This is a genomic window from Geomonas subterranea, assembly GCF_019063845.1.
Classification (GTDB): Bacteria; Desulfobacterota; Desulfuromonadia; order Geobacterales; family Geobacteraceae; genus Geomonas; species Geomonas subterranea.
Window position 1 is genome coordinate 189,439 of record NZ_CP077683.1, and the last position, 20,312, is coordinate 209,750.

The following is a 20,312-nucleotide window of genomic DNA, read 5'->3' on the forward strand; positions in this document are numbered from 1 at the left end:
CTCACATTTGTGGTACTCATAATACCTTATGCCCGTTTATACCTGTAAAATAGGGTCCTCCGACGGCCGAATCCTCACCAAGGAACTCGATTCAGTCAGTGAAGCTCTGCTGCGTCAGAGTCTGGAGGAACAGGGGTATGTGGTATTCGAGGTCCGCAAAAAGCCTTTTCAGTTCCTGCTGGAGTCGGGAGTCGGCCGCAAGAAGATCGGAAACAAGGACCTGCTGCTGTTCAACCAGGAACTGCTTGTCCTCCTAAAGGCGGGGCTTCCCATCATCCAGGCGCTGGACACGATCCTCGAGTCCGGCAGCGGGAAACTGAGCGAGATCCTGAACGCGGTCAGGGAGGACATCAAGGGGGGGCTTGCGCTCTCCACTGCCTTGGAAAAGTACCCGAGGGTCTTCCCGCATCTGTACATCGCGTCGATCAGGGCCGGCGAGCGTACCGGGGACCTCCCCCAGACCATCAGGCGCTACATCGCCTTTTTGAAACGGACCGAGGGGTTCCGCGGCAAGATCATCGGTGCCATGTTCTACCCCGCCATCCTGGTCGCCGTCGCCTTCCTGGCCATCACCGTACTGTTGATCTACGTGGTGCCTACCTTCAGCACCATCTACGCCGACTCCGGCAACGCGCTGCCGGTGCCGACCCAGATGCTGATCGGTTTCACCGGGTTCCTGCGGCACTACCTGCTCGTCTTCGTGGCGCTCATCTTCGTTGCCATGACCGTCTTCAAGCGCTGGAAGGAGACCGAGTCGGGGCGTTTCACGGTGGACGGCATGAAGATCAAGACCCCTTTTGTCGGCGCGGTGGTCATCCGTTACGCGCTGGCCGGCTTCACCCGGACCCTGGCCACTGTTCTTGGCTCCGGCATTCCCATCGTGGAGGCGATGCGGATGTCGGTCGGGACCTTGAACAACAAGGTGCTGGAACGGGGCGTGCTCCTGGCCGTGCACCGGGTCGAGGAGGGGAGCAAGCTCTCCACGGCGCTGGAAAGCATGAAACTGCTCCCCCCCCTGGCGCTGCGCATGCTCTCGGTGGGGGAGACCACCGGTGCCCTCGAGGAGATGCTCGGGGACATCTCGGACTACTTCGAGGACGAGATCGAGAGAAGCCTCCAGGTGCTCACGACCGCCATCGAGCCCGCCATCATGATCGTCATGGGGGTGGTCATCGGCGCCATTATCATCACCATGTACCTGCCGATCTTCAAGATCGCCAGCACCGTCAGCTAGAGGAAACATGCTGAAGCCGTTCAAAAGACAGAGGCTGGGTGACATTCTCCTGGATCAGGGTGAGCTGACCAACGATCAGCTCGCCTATGCCCTGGACAAGCAGCAGAGCACCAAGGAGCGCCTGGGAGCGATCTGCATCGCGGACGGCCTCATAAGCGACGTGGTGCTGGCGCAGGCGCTGGCGCAGCAGTTCGGCATGGAGTTCATCGACCTCACCGGCGTGCGTCCGGACGAGTCGCTGTTCAATATCGTCCCCCCCGAGGTGATGTTCCGGTATCACTTCGTGCCCCTGGAACTGCAGGGGGACCTCCTGGTGGTCGCCATCTCCGACCCCACCGCCGTGCTGCAGCTGGACGAGATTTCCCTGCTCCTGGAGCGGCCGCTCACCTTCAAGGTGGCGGCGGATTCGGAGATCTCCCATCTCCTCAAGCGGGGTGAGGGGACCAGCCGCGTTTTGAAGGAAGTCTCCGAAGACTTCATGCTGCAACTGGTGACCGAGACCGAGAAGGGGGAGGAGATCCTCTCCGTCGAGAACGTCTCCGCCGACACCAGCCCCATCATCAAACTGGTCAACTCCACCATCCTGGACGCCCTCACCCGGCGCGCCTCCGACATCCACATCGAGACCGCCCAGGAAGGGGTCATCATCAAGTACCGCATCGACGGCGTGCTCTACAAGGCGACCGACCCGATCGACAACCACTTCCAGGGGCCGCTCATCTCCAGGCTCAAGGTCATGAGCGAACTGGACATCTCGGAACGGCGCATCCCGCAGGACGGCAGGTTCAAGGTCAGGATCGGCGCCAAGTCCATCGACTTCCGCGTCTCCATCATGCCCAGCGCCTTCGGCGAGGACGCGGTCATCCGTATCCTCGACAAGGAGAGCATCGCCAGCGACCTGCGCGGTCTCACCCTGGAGACGCTCGGCATGGCCTCCCACGAGATCAAGCGTTTCAGGAAGATGATCAAGGAGCCCTACGGCATGGTGCTGGTCACCGGCCCCACCGGTTCCGGCAAGACCACCACGCTCTACGGCGCGCTCACCGAGATCCACACCGGCCTGGAGAAGATCATCACCATCGAGGACCCGGTCGAGTACGTCCTCTCCGGCATCACCCAGATCCCGGTCAACGAGAAGAAGGGGCTCACCTTCGCCCGCGGCCTGCGCTCGGTCTTGCGCCACGACCCGGACAAGATCATGGTCGGCGAGATCCGCGACTCGGAGACGGCCCAGATCGCCGTGCAGTCGGCGCTCACCGGTCACCTGGTCTTCACCACGGTGCACGCCAACAACGTCTTCGACGTGATCGGGCGTTTCACCCACATGGGGATCGACCCCTACAACTTCGTCGCCTGCCTGAACTGCGTCATGGCGCAGCGCCTGGTCCGCAAGATCTGCCCCTCCTGCAAAAGGGCCGTCACCGTCTCCGACGACGAACTGCGCGAGTCGGCCATCGACCCGGAGCGGGCCCGCGGCATCACCCTGTACGAGGCCCGCGGCTGCGACGACTGCAACGGCACCGGCTACCGGGGCCGTTCCGCCATCGTGGAACTCCTCGACCTGAACGATGAGATCCGCGAGCTGATCATCTCCAAGGCACCCATCGCCGCCCTGAAAAAGGCCGCCAAGGCGGCGGGGACCATGTTCCTCAGGGAGTCGGCCGTGGCCAAGGTGCTGGCGGGCGAGACGACGATTAAGGAGATCAACCGTGTCACCTTTGTGGAGTAGGTGCCAGATATGCTAATGTCCGGGAAGAGTCTTGGGCTGGAACTCTCCGCCGCCGGGCTGAGCTTCGCCGTGGTGAGCGGCGGCAAGTCCCCTCTGGTCGAGGCCGGGCTGTCGCTGCCGTTCGCGCCCGGGATGCTGAGCCTGTCGCGCCGCGACCCCAATGTGACCGATCCCAAGGGGTTCGTCGCCCACCTCAAGGAGGCGCACCTGCGCCTTCTGACCAAGGAGCGGGGGGTGTGCCTGTCACTTCCCGACGCGGTGGGGCGCGTGGTGCTCCTCGAGCTGGAGGCCCGCTTCAAGAACCGCGAGGAAGGGCTGGATGTGATCCGCTGGAAGCTCAAAAAGAGCCTCCCCTTCGACATGGGAGCGGTCCACCTCGACTATCAGACCCTGGAGGAGAAGCAAAACGGCGCGGTTTCGCTGCTGGTCTCGCTCATCTCCCGCCCGGTGGTTCAGCAGTACGAGGAACTCGTCATCGAGGCCGGGCTCGAGCCCAAGCTGATCGACTTCACTTCCTTCAACCTCTACCGCCTCTACTCCCCGAGACTGGAGCTATCCGAGGACGGCGCCTTCGTCTGCTTCTACCAGGGGGCGATGACCGTCCTCATCTTCAACGGCGGGGTGCTCAGCTTCTACCGGACCAAGGAGGGGGTGGCGGACGTGCAGCACCTGTTCCGCGAGGTGAACAGCTCCTTCCTGGTCTACAGGGACCAGAACCCCGGCCAGAGCGTCAGCGAGGTGTTTTGCGCCGCCTCCCACGACGACGCCGAGTCCTTCCGCGGCCTGGTGGCGGAGGCGAGCGGCCTGGAACCGGTGTTGCTCGACCTGGAGCGGATGCTCCGGCAGGGGCCGTCCCTGGGACTGGACCGTCCGGGGGTGCACGCGTTGGCCGGGGCGGTGGGCGCCGCGCTGAGGAGCCTGTGACATGAAACTGACCATCAACCTGGCTACCAGGCGCTACGTCAACCTGCGTCAGCTCAACGCCGTCTTGGCCGCCTCCTTCATCGTCGTGGCGCTGCTGCTGGTGTACCTGGTGCGCGTGGTGGCCAACAACCAGGTCGAGATCAACAAGATCAAGGGGCAGAGTGCCGCCGCGAGCCGGGGTCCCGCCGGGGCCGCGCCGGTTCCCGCCGAGCAGATGAAGGCGCTGGAGTGGAACATAGCCTTCGCCAACACCCTCATCGACCGCAAGTCCACCAACTGGCTCGCGCTCCTGGACAAACTGGAACTCGTGGTCCCCCCCGGGGTGGCCCTCACCCAGGTGGAGCCTTCGTTAGAGGACCCGCAGGCCCTGAAGCTGGGGGGCGTGGCGCTGACCTTTGAGAACCTGCGCTCCCTGGTGGAGAACATGGAGCAGTCCCCCAATTTTTCGGAGGTGTACCTTTTGGGCCAGAGCGAACACAAGGTGGGGAAGACCCAGCGGGGCTACGGCTTCACACTCTCCTGCAAGGTCGGTAAGCGATGAACTACCAGGTGCTACTCGACATGATCGCCGCCCGGCGCAAGTCCTTCGCTTTCATCGCCTTCCTGGCGCTACTGGCGATCGGGACGGAGGTGTACATCTCCGTCTATCAGCAGCCGGAACTGGAACGGGTTCAGCAGGCCTGGTTCGCCAAGCGCGACGCGCTGGCCCGCGGTGAGACGCAGGCCGATGCGACCAGGTACCAGCAGGGGGTGCGCGACCTTGAAGAGTTCCGCAAGCACCTCATCCCGAAGAAGGATTTCGTCGCGCTGCTGGGGCGCATTTACACCACGGCCAAGAGCAACTCGCTGGTTCTGTCGGGCATCAGCTACAAGCCGAGCAAGGAGAAGGTCAAAGGAACCCAGATGCTGACCTACGGCATCTCCTTCACCGTGGCCGGCAGGTACGCATCGGTGAAGAGCTTTCTGGCTGACCTGGCGCGCTACCGGGAGATGCTGGTCATAGACGCCCTCTCCCTGAGCAGCTCCAGCTCGACCGAGGAGAAGGTGAACCTCAAGATCCAGACCACGCTCTACATGACGGAGGGGGCATGAATCGCCAGAAACTAGCGCTCTTCCTGCTCCTCGTCGTCCTGGCCGGGGCCGTCGTGTACGCTTTCGTGCGGACCCCGAGGCAGCAGCAGGTGGCCACGCTCAAGAACCAGCCCGGCGCCAAGGCCACCGTACTCAGAAAACAGCCGGGCGCCGCCCCGACCGCGGCGGCCGCGAACGGCGGCGCGCTGCACCTCGATCTTTTGCGGCGTGAACAGCCGGGCTTCAGCGGCTTCAGGCGCAACATATTCTCCCCCATCTTCAAGGACGAGGAGAAGCAGTCGGCCCTCAAGCTGCCGCCGCCACCGCCGCCGCCGAAGAAACTGCCCCCCCTGCCGCAACCGCTGCCGGGGGCGTCGCCGCAAGCTCCCCCCCCGCCTCCTCCTCCGCCGACGCAGGAGCAGCTGGACGACGCCGAACTGGGCAAGTTCGTGTTCATCGGATTCCTGAAGAAAGGGGCGGAGAAGACCGTGTTCCTCTCCAAGGGGGGCGAGATCTTCCTGGCCAAGAAGGGAGGCCAGGTGGGCCCGAGGTTCCAGGTCTCCAACGTGACCGATGACGCCATCACCATCAAGTCGCTGCAGAGCGACCGGCAACTGGTGATTCCGCTGGTGGAGAACAGGTCGCTCAGCATCCGTCGTCCCAGCCCCAGTCCCAGGCCTTAAGGAGCAACTTCATGCATAGACTAAGATCGATCTCAACCCTGATATTGCTGACCGTGGCCCTTTCCGGCTGTGCGGCGGGGCGTACCGCCTTCAGCAAGGCAGAGCAGCTCGAGCGCGAGGGGAACCTGGACGCCGCGCTGGTCAAGTATGCCGAAGTCGCCTCTAAGCACCCCGATGTCGGCGAGTACCGGGTGAAGCTGATCAACGTCACCGAGGCCGCCGCCAAGGTGCACTTCAAGAGGGGCGAGGCGTTCTTCGAGAAGAAGAACTACGACGAGGCGTTGCGGGAGTTCGAGAGCGCCTATGCCATGGACCCGACCTACGTCGAGGCGAAGGCCCGTGGTGATCAGGCGCTCAAGATGAGAAACGCCCTGACCTACCTCCAGGAGGGGGCGGACTTCGAGCGGGATCACAAGCTGCGCGAGGCGATGACCTCCTACCAGCACGTACTCCAGTTCCAGCCGGACAACAAGGCCGCCAGGGAGGGGCTCGACCGCATCCTGGCCGGCAAGAAGCAAAAGCTGGACGGTTTCGAGTTGAACCTCAAGTCGACCAAACCGATCACCTTGAAGTTCAAGGACGCCAAGCTCAAGGACATCTTCAACATCCTCACCCAGCTCTCCGGGATCAACTTCGTCTTCGACGAGGGGGTGAAGGACGTGAACGTATCGCTGCACCTGGAAAACGGCAGCTTCCAGCAGGCCATGGAGCTCCTCACCGGGATGCAGAAACTGGACAAGAAGGTGCTCAACGAGAGCACCATCATCATCTATCCCAAGACTCCTGACAAGATCAAGCAGTACGAGGAACTCTTCGTCCAGACCTTCTACCTGAACAAGCTCGACGCGAAGAAGGCGGTGAACCTGGTGCGCACCATGCTCCAGGTGAAGAAGATCTACGTGAACGAGGAGGCCAACGCCCTCGTGATCCGCGACACCCCCGAAGTGGTGGAGGTCGCGCGCAAGATCCTCGAGGCCAACGACGTCCCCGACGCCGAGGTGCTCCTCGAGGTCGAGGTGTTCGAGCTTTCCAAGAAGGATTCGGAGACTTTCGGGATGCTCCTCTCCCGGTACGCGACCTCGCTCGGGGTGACCGCCCCCGGCACGACGACGTTTCTCTCTGACAGCCTGAGTTCGACCACGACGACATCCTCGACGACTGCCGGCACGCCGACCTCGACTCCCACCAACATCAGCAACCTGCTGAACGCGTTCAAGGTGAGAGGCTACAACGGCTGGCTGACGGTGCCGAGCGCGACCTTCAACTTCGGCAAGACCCTCTCCAACGGCGAGACGCTCTCCAACCCGAAGATCAGGGTGAAGAACCGCGAGAAGGCCAAGTTCAACGTCGGTACCCGCGTGCCGATCACCACGACCTCTTCCACCTCCACCGGCACCAGTGTCAACGTGCAGTACGTGGACGTCGGGGTCAAGGTGAACGCCGAGCCGACCATCCAGTTGAACAACGAGGTATCCATCAAGCTCGGTCTTGAGGTGAGCTCGATCCTGCAAAGGGATACCATCGGCACCGATCAGGCGACCACCGTGGTCACCATCGGCACCAGGAACCTCGATACCGTGCTCTCGCTCAAGGACGGTGAGACCAGCATCATCGGCGGCCTGATCCAGAAGAGCAAGACCAACAGCAAAAACAAGGTGTTCCTCCTGGGGGATATCCCGATCCTCGGTACGCTCTTCTCCAACACCGGGGACTCGAACGACAAGAGCGAACTGTTGCTGGCCATCACACCGAGGATCGTGCGCGGCGTGACCGTCCCCGAGAACGACGTGGCCGCCTTCTGGTCCGGGCGTGAGGATGAGCCCTCCACCGACAAGCCGTACAAGTCCTTCATCGAGCCCGAATTCGCCGATACCGCCGCGCCGGCCAAGGGTGCTCCCGCAAAGGCAGCTCCCGCCAAGGCGGCTCCGGTCAAGAGGATCGCTCCGGCCGCAGCCGCGCCGGCCGCTGCCGCCCCTGGCGCGCCCGCCGCACCGGCTGTCCCGGCTGTTCCCGGTGCTCCCGCCGCTCCGGGTGCCGCCGCTCCGGCAGCAGAAGCAGTTGCTGTTCCGGGTGCCCCGGCACCGGCCACCGCCGCTGAGGACGAAGATGGCGTCGAGGTGACCGAGGGCGCCGAGGCTCCGGCTCCGGCGACGACCACCATCCCGGCCGAGACGCCCGCCCCGGCCGAGCCCGGGGCTGCTGCCAACGCCGCTGCCGCCGCAAAGGCCGCGACTCCGGCTCCGGCCAAACCGGCCGCCTCCCCGGTCCCGCTGGAGAAGGCACTGCTCGCGCTGAGCCTTCCCGCCTCGGTGAAGTTGAGCGACCAGTTCACGGTACAGATCAACGCGTCCGGATTGAAGGACCTGGAGAAGGCGGTGCTGGTGCTGAGCTATGACCCCAAAATCCTCGAGGTGGTGTCGCAGACCGAAGGGGCGCTGCTCAAGGAGAACGGCAAGCCCTCGACCTTCCAATCCTTCGCCGACAAGAAGAAGGGTGAAATCTGGATGTCCGGCAGCAAGAGCGAGGGGAGCGTTGGTAACGGCGTGCTGGCGCAGGTGACCTTCAAGGCCATCGGACAAGGAAGCACCCCGCTTTCCTTCTCGAACACGAGCTTTACCCAGAAGGGGGGAGGGACGATCGCCGTGACCCCGTTCAAGTCAGTAGTGGAGGTACAGTAGCCCCTAGGGGCTCGCGCCGCGATGTGGAAGATCCTTGCAGATAAAAGGGGGCTCAGCCTGATCGAGATGGTGGTGACCATGGTCATTCTCACCATGCTCGCCTCGCTGATCATCCCCTCGGCCCAGATGGCCTCCAAGCGGACCAAGGAACTCGAGCTGAGAAGGAACCTGCGCGAGATCAGGACCGCCATAGACGAGTACAAGAAGAACTACGACAAGGCGCTGTCGGACCAGAAAACGGTGCAGGTGCTTAACGCGACCGGTTACCCGAAGACCCTGGACCTGCTGGTGGAGGGGGACGATTTCGGCGGGCTGACCAAGGAGAAGAAGAAATTCCTGCGCCGCATCCCCGCCGACCCTTTTCACAAGGCTCAAGCAGGGGAACCCGCGTGGGGGATGCGCTCTCACGCCGACGAGCATGACAGCACCACCTGGGGAGGAGAGGACGTCTTCGATGTCTACTCCCTGAGCGACGGTGTCGCTATTGACGGTACGAAATACAAGGACTGGTGAACCTCATGTCTAAGAGGATACTGAAAAATCAACGGGGCTTTACGCTGATAGAGCTGATGATTGTGGTCACCATCATCGGCATCCTTGCGGCCATCAGCGCGCCCAATTACCAGTGGGGTATCATCAGGGCGCGCGAGGCGGTGCTGCGGGAAGACCTGTACACGATGCGCTCCACCATCGACCAGTACTACGCCGACCAGGGGAAATATCCCGATACGCTGCAGGAACTGGTCGACAACAAGAACAGGTACCTGAGGGAGATACCCAAGGATCCTTTCACCAAGTCCAAGGATACCTGGGTGGTCACCGCCCCTCCCGCGACCGACACCCCTTCCGAGGGGGGGAGCGGCGGGGTCTACGACGTGCACAGCGGTTCCACGCTGGTTGGCAGCGACGGCAAGCCGTACAACGAGTGGTAGTCACGAGGCTTACAGACAGATGATCCAAATGCACAACGTTTTCATGTCGTACCAGCCGGAATCGAGCGCGCTGGCAGACATCAACCTCAAGATCCCCAAAGGGGATTTTGTTTTTTTGACCGGACAGTCGGGGGCGGGGAAGTCGACGCTCTTGAAGCTGATCTACGCCGACCTCACCCCGACCCGCGGCCAGGTGCTGATCGACGGGGTCAACCTGACCAGGCTCTCCCGCTCGCAGGTGCCCCTGTTGCGTCGCTCCATCGGGGTGGTGTTCCAGGACTACAAGCTGCTCCCCAACCGGACCGTCCTGGAGAACGTGGCCATAACCCTCGAGGTGCTTGGGTGGGGCAAGCGTGACATCGGCAAGAAGGTGTACCACATCCTTAAACGGATGGGGATCGAGGACAAGATCAACGCGACCCCCTTGAGGCTTTCCGGCGGCGAGCAGCAGCGCGTGGCGCTGGCACGCGCCCTGGTGAACGACCCGAAGATCCTGGTGGCCGACGAACCCACCGGCAACCTCGATGACGAGAACAAGGAGGCCATCCTCTCCATCTTCAAGGAGGCCAACAACCGCGGGACCACCGTGGTGGTGGCTACCCACGACCGCCGCGTGATCGAGAACTCCCACCGCAGGGTGATCAGGCTGGACAAGGGGAGCATCGTGCAGACCCCCGATTTCCTGGTCGGCCAGCCGGCCCCGGCGGCCCCCGTGCTGGAGGTGCCCGATGTCCAAGGGTAACAACGGGGCGGTCCGCCCCAAACTCGAGCAGGAAGGTTTCTTCGGCAGGTTCTCCTATTTCACCCGCCGCGCCCTGGCGAACCTGCGCCAGAACGTCTTCGTCAGTGCCGTCACGGTCGGGACCATCGCGCTGGCGCTTTTGATCGCCTCGCTGTTTCTGCTGGTCTACGTGAACCTCGAGGGGATGGCGGAGGGGTGGAGCGACAAGGTGCAGGTGACCGCGTATTTCGACCAGGAACCCGCGCCCCTCGCCGTCGCCGCGATGAAGGGGAGGGTGCAGGCCATAGCAGGGACCTCCAAGGTGGTCTTCGTGAGCCAGGCCGAGGCGGAGAAGCGGCTGAGAAGCCGGCTGAAAGGGCAGGAGTCCCTCCTTGAGGGGATCTCGACGGACGTGCTCCCGGCTTCGCTGGAGATCAGGCTGGACCGCGACCACCGCGACACGGAGTCGGTGACCGCCTACGTCAGGAAGCTGAAGCAGATCCAGGGGATCAGCGAGGTCCAGTACGGCGAGGAGTGGGTGAAGCGCTTCAACTCCTTCATGAACCTGTTCCGGCTCATGGGGGCGCTTTTGGGGAGCTTTCTGACCATCACGGTGCTCTTCATCGTCTCCAACACCATCAAGCTCACCATCTACGCCAGAAAGGACGAGCTGGAACTGTTGGGACTGGTAGGAGCGACCCGCTTCTTCATCAAGGCGCCTTTCCTGATCGAGGGGATACTGCAGGGGGCCGCAGGGGCGGTGATCTCGCTTCTGGCGCTTTCGGGGTGCTACTTCGCCTTCCTCAAAAACGCGGGCGACTTCCTCGGCATCAACCCGGCTTCGGCCGGGCTCTCCTTCCTCCCCGCCACCCACCTGGCCGGCGTGGTCCTGGGAGGGGTGCTGCTCGGGTTCATCGGCAGCGCGACCTCGCTCAAGAGGTTCATAAACGTCTAGCATGCGCCACTTTACCGCCACAACGCTGCTCGTCCTCTCCCTCCTGGCCCCCGCGCTTTGCCGCGCCGGCGCCAACGAGGAGTTGCAGAACATCAAGAAGCAGATCAAGGAAAAGAACCGGCTCATCTCCAAGACCCAGAAGGTGGAGACCAAGGTCTCCGGGGAACTGGTGCAGATCCAGAAGTCGCTGACCGAGAAGCAGTCGAGCCTCAACACCCTGGGGCGCGATCTCGCCGGTGTGGAGAAGGGGATCGACAAGACCCACGACGACATCGAGCGCGAACGTCAGGAGGCGGAGCGCAAGAAGGCGCAGATAAACCGCCGCATGGCCGCGCTCTACAAGGGGGGGGACACCGGCAACCTGCGCGTCTTCTTCTCTTCAGAGTCGTTCCCGCAGATGAGCGAGAACCTGCGCTACATGCGCAGCATCCTGGAGAACGACAAGAAGCTGTTCCAGCAGTACAACGAGAACCTGGAGCGGCTGAACCATCTGAAGGAGCGCCTGGAGCAGGAGGCGCTCAAGAAGGAAGGGCTGCGCCGTTCCATAGAGGCGAAAAAGCGCGAGATCGAGCAGGAAAAGAGCCGCAAGGCCACCTACCTGGTCAAGGTGCGCCAGGACAAGCAGGGGTACCTCGCGTCGCTCAAGGAGCTGCAGGCCAACGCGAGCCGCCTGCAGAGCATGATTCAAAGGCTTGAAGCCAAAAGTAGAAAAGCGTATAGTTCCAAAGGTCGTCCCGGCAAGGTGAGCGAGCCGGCGCGTCCCGGCGTGACCGCCAAGGCCACCCCGGTCCCCAACCAGGGGCTTGGTGCACAGAAAGGGCGGCTCTCACTGCCGGTGCGCGGCAACATCGTCGACCGTTTCGGTAGGCATAAACACCCCGATTTCGATTCCTTTACTGTCAGTAACGGGATCTCAGTGGCAGCACCCGCCGGCAGTGCCATTCACGCGATCTATGACGGCGAAGTGATTTTTGCCGACTATTTCAAAGGCTATGGTAATATGATCATCGTCGATCATGGCGATGGGTTCTTCAGTCTTTACGCCCACGCCTCGTCCATAGCCAAGAGGGTCGGCGCGAAGGTGTCGAAGAACGATGTCCTTGCCAGCGTGGGCGACCTTGACTCAACCAAGGGGCCCATGCTCTATTTCGAGATCAGATACCAGGGGAAACCGGTGGATCCGTCCCCCTGGTTCAGATAAGCAGGGTATCGCAACAAAATCCAGGGAGGCAAAATGTTCAAGGGCAGCAAATTCAAGAAGACAACCCTGTTTGTCACTACCGTTGCACTGCTGACGCTCGTCATCGCGTTCGGTGTGCAACGCAGATGCGCCGCCCAGGGGGGCGGCAACGACTACCAGTCCATCGAGCTGTTCACCGACGTGCTCGCCATCGTGAAGAAGAGCTACGTCGAGGAAGTGGACACGAAGAAGCTGGTCTACGGCGCCATCAACGGCATGCTCACTTCGCTCGACCCGCACAGTTCCTTCATGCCCCCCGACACCTACAAGGAGATGAAGATCGACACCAAGGGCGCCTTCGGCGGCCTGGGCATCGAGATCACCGTGAAGGAAGGGATCCTGACCGTCATCTCCCCGATAGAGGACACGCCGGCGTTCCGGGCGGGGATCAAGGCGGGCGACCAGATCCTCAAGATCGATGACAAGTTCACCAAGGACCTGACCATAACCGACGCGGTGAAAAGGATGCGCGGCGTGAAGGGGACCAAGGTCACCCTGACCATCATGCGTGAAGGGTTCGACAAGACCAAGGAGTTCGTCCTGGAGCGCGACATCATCCAGGTCAAGAGCGTGAAGTACAAGGTTCTCGACGACGGCTACGGCTACATCCGGGTCGCCCAGTTCCAGGAGAAGACGGACGACGACCTGGAGAAGGCGCTGCAGGCCCTTCAGGCGGACAAGAAGCAGCTCAGGGGCCTGGTGCTGGACCTCAGGAACGACCCCGGCGGGCTCCTCGACCAGGCGGTCCGCGTCTGCGAGCACTTCGTCCCGGAAGGGAAGCTGATCGTGTACACAGAGGGGCGCGAGAAGGACTCCCAGATGCGCTTCACCTCGAGGAAGAGCCACAAGCAGGGTGAATACCCCATCGTGGTGCTGATCAACAGCGGCTCGGCCTCCGCCTCGGAGATCGTTGCAGGGTGCCTGCAGGATCACAAGCGCGCGGTCATCATGGGGACCCAGAGCTTCGGCAAGGGTAGCGTGCAGACCATCATCCCGCTTTCCGACAACTCGGGCCTGAGGCTCACCACCGCCCGCTACTTCACCCCGAGCGGCCGCTCCATCCAGGCGAAGGGGATCACCCCGGACATCGTCGCGGAGCGGGTGGAGATCGCAGCGACCAGCGAGAAACGCGAAGGGATGCACATCCGCGAGAAGGACCTGGAGAACCACTTCGAAGGTGACAAGAAGGACGATCAGGACGAGAAGAAGGTGAAGCAGGCTCCCTACAAGACCGATGAGATGATCAAAAACGACTCCCAGGTGCTGCGCGCCCTCGATCTCCTCAAGGGGTGGGACATCCTGAAGAGCATGGGAAAACTTCCTTCTTAAGGGAGGCGAGGTTCCGCACATGGCTGTAAAAGAAAGGGGTGGCTCAGCCATCCCTTTTTTTTACGCTTCTGCCTTGTGTCATACCCGGCGGCTTGCTTGACAGTATCCGCGGTGCTCAGTAAAGTAAAAAGCCGGTCCGTTCCTGCAGTTATTCCCACAGGCACCGAGGTCATCATGATCAGGCAGACGCAGTGGCTGCTTTTCCTCTTACTCCTTCTGACCGCTACTCCCGCTTTTGCCTTGCCGACCCTCTCCATATCCTCACCCGCTTCAGACGGCGTCTTCGTGCTGCGCGGCGACCAGATGGACGGGGTCGCGGGCCTGGACATCAGCATCGCCTATGATTCGGCCACGCTTGCCAACCCACGGGTGACCATGGGGAGGCTGGCGCAGGGGATGATGAGCGCCGCCAACCCCGGCAACCCTGTACGGATCGCCATCGTCGGCACGCGCGCCCTTACCGGCGGGGGGATCGTCGCCAGCATCGCCTTCGACCGGACCGGCAACTCTCCCGGAATCGTCACCCTGGTCACCGGCACCCTCATCGACGCCAACGGCAGGAAGGTCGCCATGGCGCAGCCGCTGATCGTCAATCCCTCAACGGTGGTCGCCGCGACTGGAAGTGGCGCCGGAGCGGCGCAGAGCGCGCAGGAGACCAAGAGCGAGACCGCCCAGGTAAGCGGGGGGGGCATGGTCCCGCGCTCCCTGCCGGTCGGGGGGACCGTCACCATGCCCGGACAGGAAACGGCGGCCGGGCAGGAGGTGATAGCCGCCCCAGAGGGCGCGGTGGTGGTCGAGACCCCCTCCAGCCGTGAGGGGGCGCCGGCGGTCAGGAAACGGCTGCCCACCAAAAAGGCGCAGCTGGAAGGCGAACAGGCGCCGCTGGACCGTGAGGAGAACCCGCCGCAGGAGAGGGAGAATCCGGCACCCGAGGCTGCGAAGCCCATGCCGCAACTGACCCGGCCGGTGATGCTCACCAGCGTCCTGGACAGCTTCAAGACCTTTCAGGGCGAGCGTACCCCCGCCAACCTGATCGCCCTTTTTCGTCAACCCCCTCCCGTTCCCTACAATCAGCTCCCACCGGTGGCCATCGCCGACGGCAAGGCCACGGTGACTCTGGTGATCGCCATGGCGACAGGCGACGTCACCCCCAGCTTCACCTTCAGCGATTGCACCTATGTCTCGCACAGACGCACGGAGGCCGGGTGGGAGATCCAGGCCAGGCCGAAGCGGGACGTGGTAAAGGCGAGCGTAACCATGCTCTACGGCGGCTTGCGCCAGGAGTTCCCGTTGACGGTGGCGCCCAAGGCCGCACTGGTGCAGGGGAGGTCCCGCCAGGTCAAGGAGAGCGACTTCCAGCGCTTTTTGAAGGAGCGGGGGACGCCGGCGCGCCCGCGTTTCGACCTCAACAAGGATGGCCGCCGCGACTACGTCGACGACTACATCTATGCCGCCAACTACCTGGCTCAAGCCGGAGCGCAGGTGCGTTGACGGCTGAACGGGTGACAGTTCCGGAGCGGTGGACAGGATGCCCCCTTCGGCGCGGGTCGAGGGGGGCATCGTCGTAGCTGCCGCCGGACGTGCGGTGGGGCGGTGCCAGGTTTTAGTTGCCGCGACGGCGCCTGTACGGTATACCAAAAGTCCGCCGCGGATCAGTCGGCTCATGCGCCGGGAGGAAGCATATGTTAGTTCTGAAAGACAGTGGTCTTTTTCAGCAGCGTTGCTTCATCAACGGAGCCTGGACCGGGGCCGACAGCGGGGAGACCATCGATGTCACCAACCCCGCCACGGGGGAAAGCTTGGGGAGCATCCCGAAGATGGGGAGCGCCGAGACCCGGCGCGCCATCGAGGCTGCCCAAGCCGCCCTGCCGGGGTGGCGCGCCAAGACGGCGCAGGAACGCGCGGTGATCATCAGGCGCTGGTCCGAGCTGCTTGTGGTGCACCAGGACGACCTTGCCGTGCTGATGACTGCGGAGCAGGGGAAGCCGCTGGCCGAGGCCCGCGGCGAGACGGTTTACGCGGCGTCTTTTCTGGAGTGGTTCGCCGAGGAGGGGAAGAGAATCTACGGTGACGTCATACCGGCGCCGCAAAGCGACAAGCGCATCGTGGTCCTCAAGGAGCCGGTGGGAGTCTGCGTCGCCATTACCCCCTGGAATTTCCCTTCCGCCATGATCACCCGGAAGGTCGCGCCTGCGCTGGCCGCAGGCTGCACCATGGTGGTGAAGCCCGCAACGGCGACCCCATATTCGGCGCTGGCCCTGGCGGAACTGGCCCGGCGCGCGGGAGTCCCCGCCGGAGTCTTTTCGGTGATCACCGGCTCCGCAACCGGCATCGGCGGCGAGATGACCTCCAATCCGCTGGTCCGCAAGCTCACCTTCACCGGCTCCACCGATGTCGGCAAGAAGCTGATGGCGCAGTGCGCCGGGACGGTCAAGAAGGTTTCGCTGGAGCTTGGCGGCAACGCCCCCTTCATCGTCTTCGACGACGCCGACCTCGACGCCGCCGTCGAGGGGGCGGTCATATCCAAGTTCCGCAACACCGGCCAGACCTGTGTCTGCTCCAACCGGTTCCTGGTGCAGGACGGCATCTACGACCGCTTCGCCGAGAAGCTGACGCAAGCCGTCGCGATGCTGAAGGTGGGGGACGGGCTGAAGGGTGAGACCCAGCTGGGGCCGCTTATCGACATGGCGGCGGTGGAGAAGGTCGAGGAACATATAGCCGACGCCGTCGCCAAGGGGGGACGTGTCGTCATCGGCGGCACGCGGCACGCGCTGGGAGGTTCCTTCTTCGAACCCACCGTGCTGACCGGGGTCACTCCGGACATGCTGCTCGCGAGGGAGGAGACGTTCGGTCCGGTGGCGCCGCTGTTTCGCTTCCGGACCGAGGAAGAAGCCATCCAGTTGGCGAACGCCACCGAGTTTGGCCTGGCCGCCTACTTCTACAGCCGGGACATCGCGCGGGTCTGGAGGGTGGCCGAGGCGGTGGAGTACGGCATCGTCGGCATCAACACCGGCCTCATTTCCACGGCGGTCGCTCCCTTTGGCGGTATGAAGGAGTCCGGCATCGGCCGGGAAGGCTCCAAGTACGGCATCGAGGAGTTTCTGGAAGTGAAATACCTCTGCATCGGCGGCATACGATAAACACCTGAACTGAATCCACAGACAGACGTTACTCCTGGAGGGGGGAGGTCGGGAGGGGGAACCCATCGGCTTTTCCCCTCCCAGGCCCTCCCCTCCGGGGGAGGGGAATTTTAGGTGCCTATGACCAACGTTACTACCTACAACGACGGAAAGGTGCTGCGCGGCGAGGTCGACGTGGTGCGGGAATTCCCCCTGGTGCTGCGCGTCAACGATCGTGAGCTCGTCACGCTGATCGCCTCGCCCCACGACCTGCGCTTCCTGGTGGCCGGTTTTCTGCGGCTGCAGGGATTCGTCTCGCACCTGGACGACTTCCTGGTGTTGAGCGTTTGCAACGATTACGGCATCGCCAACGTTCGCATCAAGGGCGAAATCCCCAAGGAGCTGAAACCGGTGCTGACCTCCGGGTGCGGCACCGGCATCACCTTCTCTCTGCCGGGCACAGACAGCGCGAGGGGGGGGGACGCCGGGGTGCAGGTTGCGGTCGCGGCAATCTTCGAGCTGATGAAGCAACTGGCGATGAACTGCACCAGCTATAAGAGCCACGGCGGGGTCCACTCCGCCGCCGTCGGCGCTGTCGACGGGACGCTCGTCCTGCACGCGGAGGACCTTGGTAGGCACAACACCATCGATCGTCTGGCCGGGGAGGCCCTGCTGAAGGGCATTCCCCTGTCCGGAACCATCCTGGCCACCTCCGGCCGTGTCTCTGCGGAAATGGCTGCCAAGGCTGCGCTTTTGGGCATCGCCGTCATCGTTTCCCGCACCTCTCCCACCGACATGGCCATCCGCATCTGCGACGAGGCCGGTATCACCCTGGTCGGCTACCTGCGCGGTACCAGGTTCACCGTCTACACTCATCCGCACCACATTTTATTTACTTAATATTTCACCTTTCCTCACAGTGATCCAGCTCCTCTGATTCCAGATAAAACGCCACAGTAACAGCTCCTTCGAGACGGATCTGCGCTATTTTACAGGCGCTTTCAACAATTGACAAAACTGGGTAAAAATTGTATACAGTATCCGTTCAAATGAAGTATCAGCTGACAGAAGAGTTTTGATAACTTCCGTAAATAGCTGCACATTATCTAGGAGGAATCATGATCGAAGCGTACCTGAAGCAAGAGGCAGAAAGAAAGGCACTTGGGATTCCTGCGAAGCCGCTCGACCCTGAGCAGACCGCGGACCTTTGCAAACTGTTGGAAGCGCCCCCGGCAGGCAAGGAGGAGTTCCTGCTCCACCTCCTGAAGGAAAGGGTTTCTCCGGGCGTCGACCCGGCGGCCGAAGTGAAGGCCGGTTTCCTGGCGGCCATCCTTTCCGGCGCCAAGAAGTCCCCGCTGGTCTCCAAGAAAGACGCAGTCAAGATCCTCGGCACCATGCTGGGCGGCTACAACGTGGCCCCGCTGGTTGCAGGCCTGAAGGACGCGGAAGTCGCCGACGAGGCGGTCAAGGCCCTCTGCGGCACCACCCTCGTGTACGATGCCTTCGATGACGTTCTTGAACTCTCCAAGTCCAACGCCGGCGCCAAGAAGGTGCTCGAGTCCTGGGCCAACGCCGAGTGGTTCACCTCCAAGCCCGGCCTGCCGGAGACCGTGAAGGTGAAGGTCTACAAGGTCGAGGGGGAGATCAACACCGACGACTTCTCCCCGGCGGGCGACGCCTGGAGCCGTCCGGACATCCCGCTGCACGCGCTTGCCATGGGCAAGACCCGCTTCCCCGACGGCAACGCCACCATCGCCAAGTTCAGGGCGGACGGGTTCCAGGTTGCCTTCGTGGGTGACGTCGTGGGTACCGGCTCCTCCCGTAAATCCGCCTGCAACAGCGTCCTCTGGCACATCGGCCAGGACATCCCGGCGGTTCCGAACAAGCGTCGCGACGGCATCATCATCGGCGGCGTCATCGCACCGATCTTCTTCAACACCGCGCAGGATTCCGGCGCCTTCCCGATCAAGACCGACGTGACCAAGATGAAGACCGGCGACGTCATCGTGATCAACTCCAAGAAAGGTGAGATCACCACCGAGGGGGGCGAAGTTCTCTCCACCTTCACCGTGGCCCCCAACACCCTGTTCGACGAGTTCCGCGCCGGCGGCCGCATTCCGCTGATCATCGGCCGCGCCCTTACCGACCGCGCCAGGAAGGCGCTCGGCATGGCCCCGACCGACGTCTTCACCCTGCCGGTCAACCCGGTTGCCAAGCCGGGCCAGGGGTACTCCCTGGCTCAGAAGATGGTCGGCCAGGCCTGCGGCGTCGCCGGCGTCCTCCCGGGCACCGCGTGCGAACCGAAGATGACCACCGTCGGTTCCCAGGACACCACGGGACCTATGACCGCCGACGAGCTGAAAGAACTCGCCTGCCTGAAGTTCCAGGCGCCGATGTTCATGCAGTCCTTCTGCCACACCGCTGCCTACCCGAAGCCGGCCGACGTCAAGATGCACAAGACCCTGCCGCAGTTCATCATCGAGCGTGGCGGCGTGCCCCTGAAGCCGGGCGACGGCGTCATCCACTCCTGGCTCAACCGTCTGCTGGTTCCGGACACCGTCGGTACCGGCGGCGACTCCCACACCCGTTTCCCGATCGGGATCTCCTTCCCGGCGGGTTCCGGCCTGGTCGCCTTCGCAGGCGCCCTCGGCTTCATGCCGCTGGACATGCCCGAGTCCGTACTGGTCCGCTTCAAGGGCAAGTTCAACCCCGGCATCACCCTGCGCGACGCGGTCAACGCCATCCCGTACTGGGCGATCAAGCAGGGGCTCCTCACCGTGCCCAAGAAGAACAAGGTCAACATCTTCAACGGCCGCATTCTCGAGATGGAAGGTCTTCCGGAGCTCTCCGTCGAGCAGGCCTTCGAGCTGACCGACGCCGCCGCCGAGCGTAGCGCCGCCGCAGGCTGCATCAAGCTCTCCGAGCAGTCCGTGGCCACCTACCTCCGTTCCAACGTAGCTCTCATGAAGCAGATGATCGCCGACGGCTACCAGGACGCACAGACCCTGCAGAACCGCATCGACGCGGTCAACGAGTGGCTGAAGGCTCCGAAGCTTCTGGAAGCGGACGCCAACGCCGAGTACGCCGCTGTCATCGAGATCGATCTCGCCGAGATCACCGAGCCGATCCTCGCCTGCCCGAACGATCCGGACGACGTGAAGCTCCTCTCCGAGGTTGCCGGCACCCCGATCCAGGACGTGTTCCTCGGTTCCTGCATGACCAACATCGGTCACTTCCGCGCTGCCGGTGAGATCTGGAGGGGCCAGAAGTTCAACCCCAACGTCCGCACCTGGATCTGCCCGCCGACCCGCATGGACCAGGCCAAGCTGAAAGACGAGGCGTACTTCTCCGTCTACAGCGCCATGGGCGCACGCGTCGAGATCGCCGGCTGCTCGCTCTGCATGGGCAACCAGGCACGCGTGCCCGACGGGGTGAACATGTTCTCCACCTCGACCCGCAACTTCGACGACAGGATCGGCAATGGCGCCAAGGTGTTCCTGGGCTCCGCCGAGCTCGGTGCCGTCACCGTCAACATGGGCAAGCTCCCGACCCCGGCCGAGTACCTGGCCGTGTACAAGGAGAAGGTCGAGCCGAACAAGGACAGCGTGTACAAGTACCTCCAGTTCGACGAGATGTAATCAGAACTGGCCGCAACGCAGCAGTAAAAAAGGCCCGCCGGGAATCCGGCGGGCCTTTT

17 protein-coding genes are annotated in these 20,312 nt (G+C 63.0%); all 17 read left to right on the forward strand.

What is annotated here, in order from left to right:
• Window positions 1–28: 28 nt before the first annotated feature.
• The 17 genes from KP001_RS00820 (at window position 29) to acnB (ending at window position 20,253) form a co-directional block, all read left to right on the forward strand.
• On the forward strand, window positions 29–1,234 hold the full coding sequence (locus KP001_RS00820; RefSeq protein ID WP_217287705.1) for a type II secretion system F family protein: 1,206 nt from the start codon (window positions 29–31) through the stop codon (window positions 1,232–1,234).
• Between the two features lie 7 nt (window positions 1,235–1,241).
• Complete coding sequence (locus tag KP001_RS00825) at window positions 1,242–2,963, forward strand: GspE/PulE family protein (protein WP_217287706.1); 1,722 nt, start codon at window positions 1,242–1,244, stop codon at window positions 2,961–2,963.
• A gap of 15 nt (window positions 2,964–2,978) precedes the next feature.
• Window positions 2,979–3,887: a type IV pilus biogenesis protein PilM gene (pilM, locus tag KP001_RS00830; protein ID WP_239027862.1), complete on the forward strand. Its 909-nt coding sequence runs from the start codon at window positions 2,979–2,981 to the stop codon at window positions 3,885–3,887.
• 1 nt (window position 3,888) lies between these two features.
• Window positions 3,889–4,428 (forward strand): PilN domain-containing protein, encoded by a 540-nt coding sequence (locus tag KP001_RS00835; protein WP_217287708.1) that lies wholly within the window; start codon window positions 3,889–3,891, stop codon window positions 4,426–4,428.
• On the forward strand, window positions 4,425–4,979 hold the full coding sequence (locus KP001_RS00840) for a GspMb/PilO family protein (protein ID WP_217287709.1): 555 nt from the start codon (window positions 4,425–4,427) through the stop codon (window positions 4,977–4,979). The genes KP001_RS00835 and KP001_RS00840 overlap by 4 nt, the downstream gene beginning before the upstream one ends.
• Window positions 4,976–5,641 (forward strand): type II secretion system protein PulP, encoded by a 666-nt coding sequence (locus tag KP001_RS00845; protein ID WP_217287710.1) that lies wholly within the window; start codon window positions 4,976–4,978, stop codon window positions 5,639–5,641. The genes KP001_RS00840 and KP001_RS00845 overlap by 4 nt, the downstream gene beginning before the upstream one ends.
• Before the next feature lie 11 nt (window positions 5,642–5,652).
• Window positions 5,653–8,319 (forward strand): secretin GspD/PilQ domain-containing protein, encoded by a 2,667-nt coding sequence (locus tag KP001_RS00850; RefSeq protein WP_217287711.1) that lies wholly within the window; start codon window positions 5,653–5,655, stop codon window positions 8,317–8,319.
• A 21-nt stretch (window positions 8,320–8,340) separates the two neighbouring features.
• Window positions 8,341–8,832 (forward strand): type II secretion system protein, encoded by a 492-nt coding sequence (locus KP001_RS00855; protein WP_217287712.1) that lies wholly within the window; start codon window positions 8,341–8,343, stop codon window positions 8,830–8,832.
• Between the two features lie 5 nt (window positions 8,833–8,837).
• A complete protein-coding gene (locus KP001_RS00860) occupies window positions 8,838–9,251 on the forward strand; it encodes a type IV pilin protein (RefSeq protein ID WP_217287713.1) in 414 nt (137 codons plus the stop codon).
• A 19-nt stretch (window positions 9,252–9,270) separates the two neighbouring features.
• On the forward strand, window positions 9,271–9,993 hold the full coding sequence (gene ftsE / locus KP001_RS00865) for a cell division ATP-binding protein FtsE (protein ID WP_224958275.1): 723 nt from the start codon (window positions 9,271–9,273) through the stop codon (window positions 9,991–9,993).
• Window positions 9,980–10,927 (forward strand): permease-like cell division protein FtsX, encoded by a 948-nt coding sequence (ftsX, locus tag KP001_RS00870; protein WP_217287714.1) that lies wholly within the window; start codon window positions 9,980–9,982, stop codon window positions 10,925–10,927. The genes ftsE and ftsX overlap by 14 nt, the downstream gene beginning before the upstream one ends.
• A gap of 1 nt (window position 10,928) precedes the next feature.
• Window positions 10,929–12,128 (forward strand): murein hydrolase activator EnvC family protein, encoded by a 1,200-nt coding sequence (locus KP001_RS00875; RefSeq protein WP_217287715.1) that lies wholly within the window; start codon window positions 10,929–10,931, stop codon window positions 12,126–12,128.
• A gap of 33 nt (window positions 12,129–12,161) precedes the next feature.
• A complete protein-coding gene (locus KP001_RS00880) occupies window positions 12,162–13,496 on the forward strand; it encodes a S41 family peptidase (RefSeq protein WP_217287716.1) in 1,335 nt (444 codons plus the stop codon).
• 174 nt (window positions 13,497–13,670) lie between these two features.
• Entirely contained in the window at window positions 13,671–14,987 is a 1,317-nt protein-coding gene (locus KP001_RS00885) for a cohesin domain-containing protein (protein WP_217287717.1), read from the forward strand.
• 191 nt (window positions 14,988–15,178) lie between these two features.
• Window positions 15,179–16,636 (forward strand): NADP-dependent succinate-semialdehyde dehydrogenase, encoded by a 1,458-nt coding sequence (gene gabD, locus KP001_RS00890; protein ID WP_217287718.1) that lies wholly within the window; start codon window positions 15,179–15,181, stop codon window positions 16,634–16,636.
• A 120-nt stretch (window positions 16,637–16,756) separates the two neighbouring features.
• Window positions 16,757–17,515, forward strand: coding sequence for a formate dehydrogenase accessory sulfurtransferase FdhD (gene fdhD / locus KP001_RS00895; protein WP_217287719.1), 759 nt, complete (start codon window positions 16,757–16,759; stop codon window positions 17,513–17,515).
• Between the two features lie 218 nt (window positions 17,516–17,733).
• Window positions 17,734–20,253, forward strand: coding sequence for a bifunctional aconitate hydratase 2/2-methylisocitrate dehydratase (acnB, locus tag KP001_RS00900; protein WP_217287720.1), 2,520 nt, complete (start codon window positions 17,734–17,736; stop codon window positions 20,251–20,253).
• The last annotated feature ends 59 nt before the right edge of the window (window positions 20,254–20,312 follow it).

Excerpts from the sequence above, each read along its gene's own strand:
- KP001_RS00825 (WP_217287706.1), top strand. The coding sequence starts at position 1,242 with ATGCTGAAGCCGTTCAAAAGACAGAGGCTGGGTGACATTCTCCTGGAT.
- KP001_RS00855 (WP_217287712.1), top strand. The coding sequence starts at position 8,341 with ATGTGGAAGATCCTTGCAGATAAAAGGGGGCTCAGCCTGATCGAGATG.
- pilM (WP_239027862.1), top strand. The coding sequence starts at position 2,979 with ATGTCCGGGAAGAGTCTTGGGCTGGAACTCTCCGCCGCCGGGCTGAGC.
- KP001_RS00820 (WP_217287705.1), top strand. The coding sequence starts at position 29 with ATGCCCGTTTATACCTGTAAAATAGGGTCCTCCGACGGCCGAATCCTC.
- ftsX (WP_217287714.1), top strand. The coding sequence starts at position 9,980 with ATGTCCAAGGGTAACAACGGGGCGGTCCGCCCCAAACTCGAGCAGGAA.
- KP001_RS00860 (WP_217287713.1), top strand. The coding sequence starts at position 8,838 with ATGTCTAAGAGGATACTGAAAAATCAACGGGGCTTTACGCTGATAGAG.
- acnB (WP_217287720.1), top strand. The coding sequence starts at position 17,734 with ATGATCGAAGCGTACCTGAAGCAAGAGGCAGAAAGAAAGGCACTTGGG.
- KP001_RS00850 (WP_217287711.1), top strand. The coding sequence starts at position 5,653 with ATGCATAGACTAAGATCGATCTCAACCCTGATATTGCTGACCGTGGCC.
- KP001_RS00880 (WP_217287716.1), top strand. The coding sequence starts at position 12,162 with ATGTTCAAGGGCAGCAAATTCAAGAAGACAACCCTGTTTGTCACTACC.
- gabD (WP_217287718.1), top strand. The coding sequence starts at position 15,179 with ATGTTAGTTCTGAAAGACAGTGGTCTTTTTCAGCAGCGTTGCTTCATC.
- KP001_RS00885 (WP_217287717.1), top strand. The coding sequence starts at position 13,671 with ATGATCAGGCAGACGCAGTGGCTGCTTTTCCTCTTACTCCTTCTGACC.
- KP001_RS00835 (WP_217287708.1), top strand. The coding sequence starts at position 3,889 with ATGAAACTGACCATCAACCTGGCTACCAGGCGCTACGTCAACCTGCGT.
- fdhD (WP_217287719.1), top strand. The coding sequence starts at position 16,757 with ATGACCAACGTTACTACCTACAACGACGGAAAGGTGCTGCGCGGCGAG.
- KP001_RS00840 (WP_217287709.1), top strand. The coding sequence starts at position 4,425 with ATGAACTACCAGGTGCTACTCGACATGATCGCCGCCCGGCGCAAGTCC.
- KP001_RS00845 (WP_217287710.1), top strand. The coding sequence starts at position 4,976 with ATGAATCGCCAGAAACTAGCGCTCTTCCTGCTCCTCGTCGTCCTGGCC.
- ftsE (WP_224958275.1), top strand. The coding sequence starts at position 9,271 with ATGATCCAAATGCACAACGTTTTCATGTCGTACCAGCCGGAATCGAGC.
- KP001_RS00875 (WP_217287715.1), top strand. The coding sequence starts at position 10,929 with ATGCGCCACTTTACCGCCACAACGCTGCTCGTCCTCTCCCTCCTGGCC.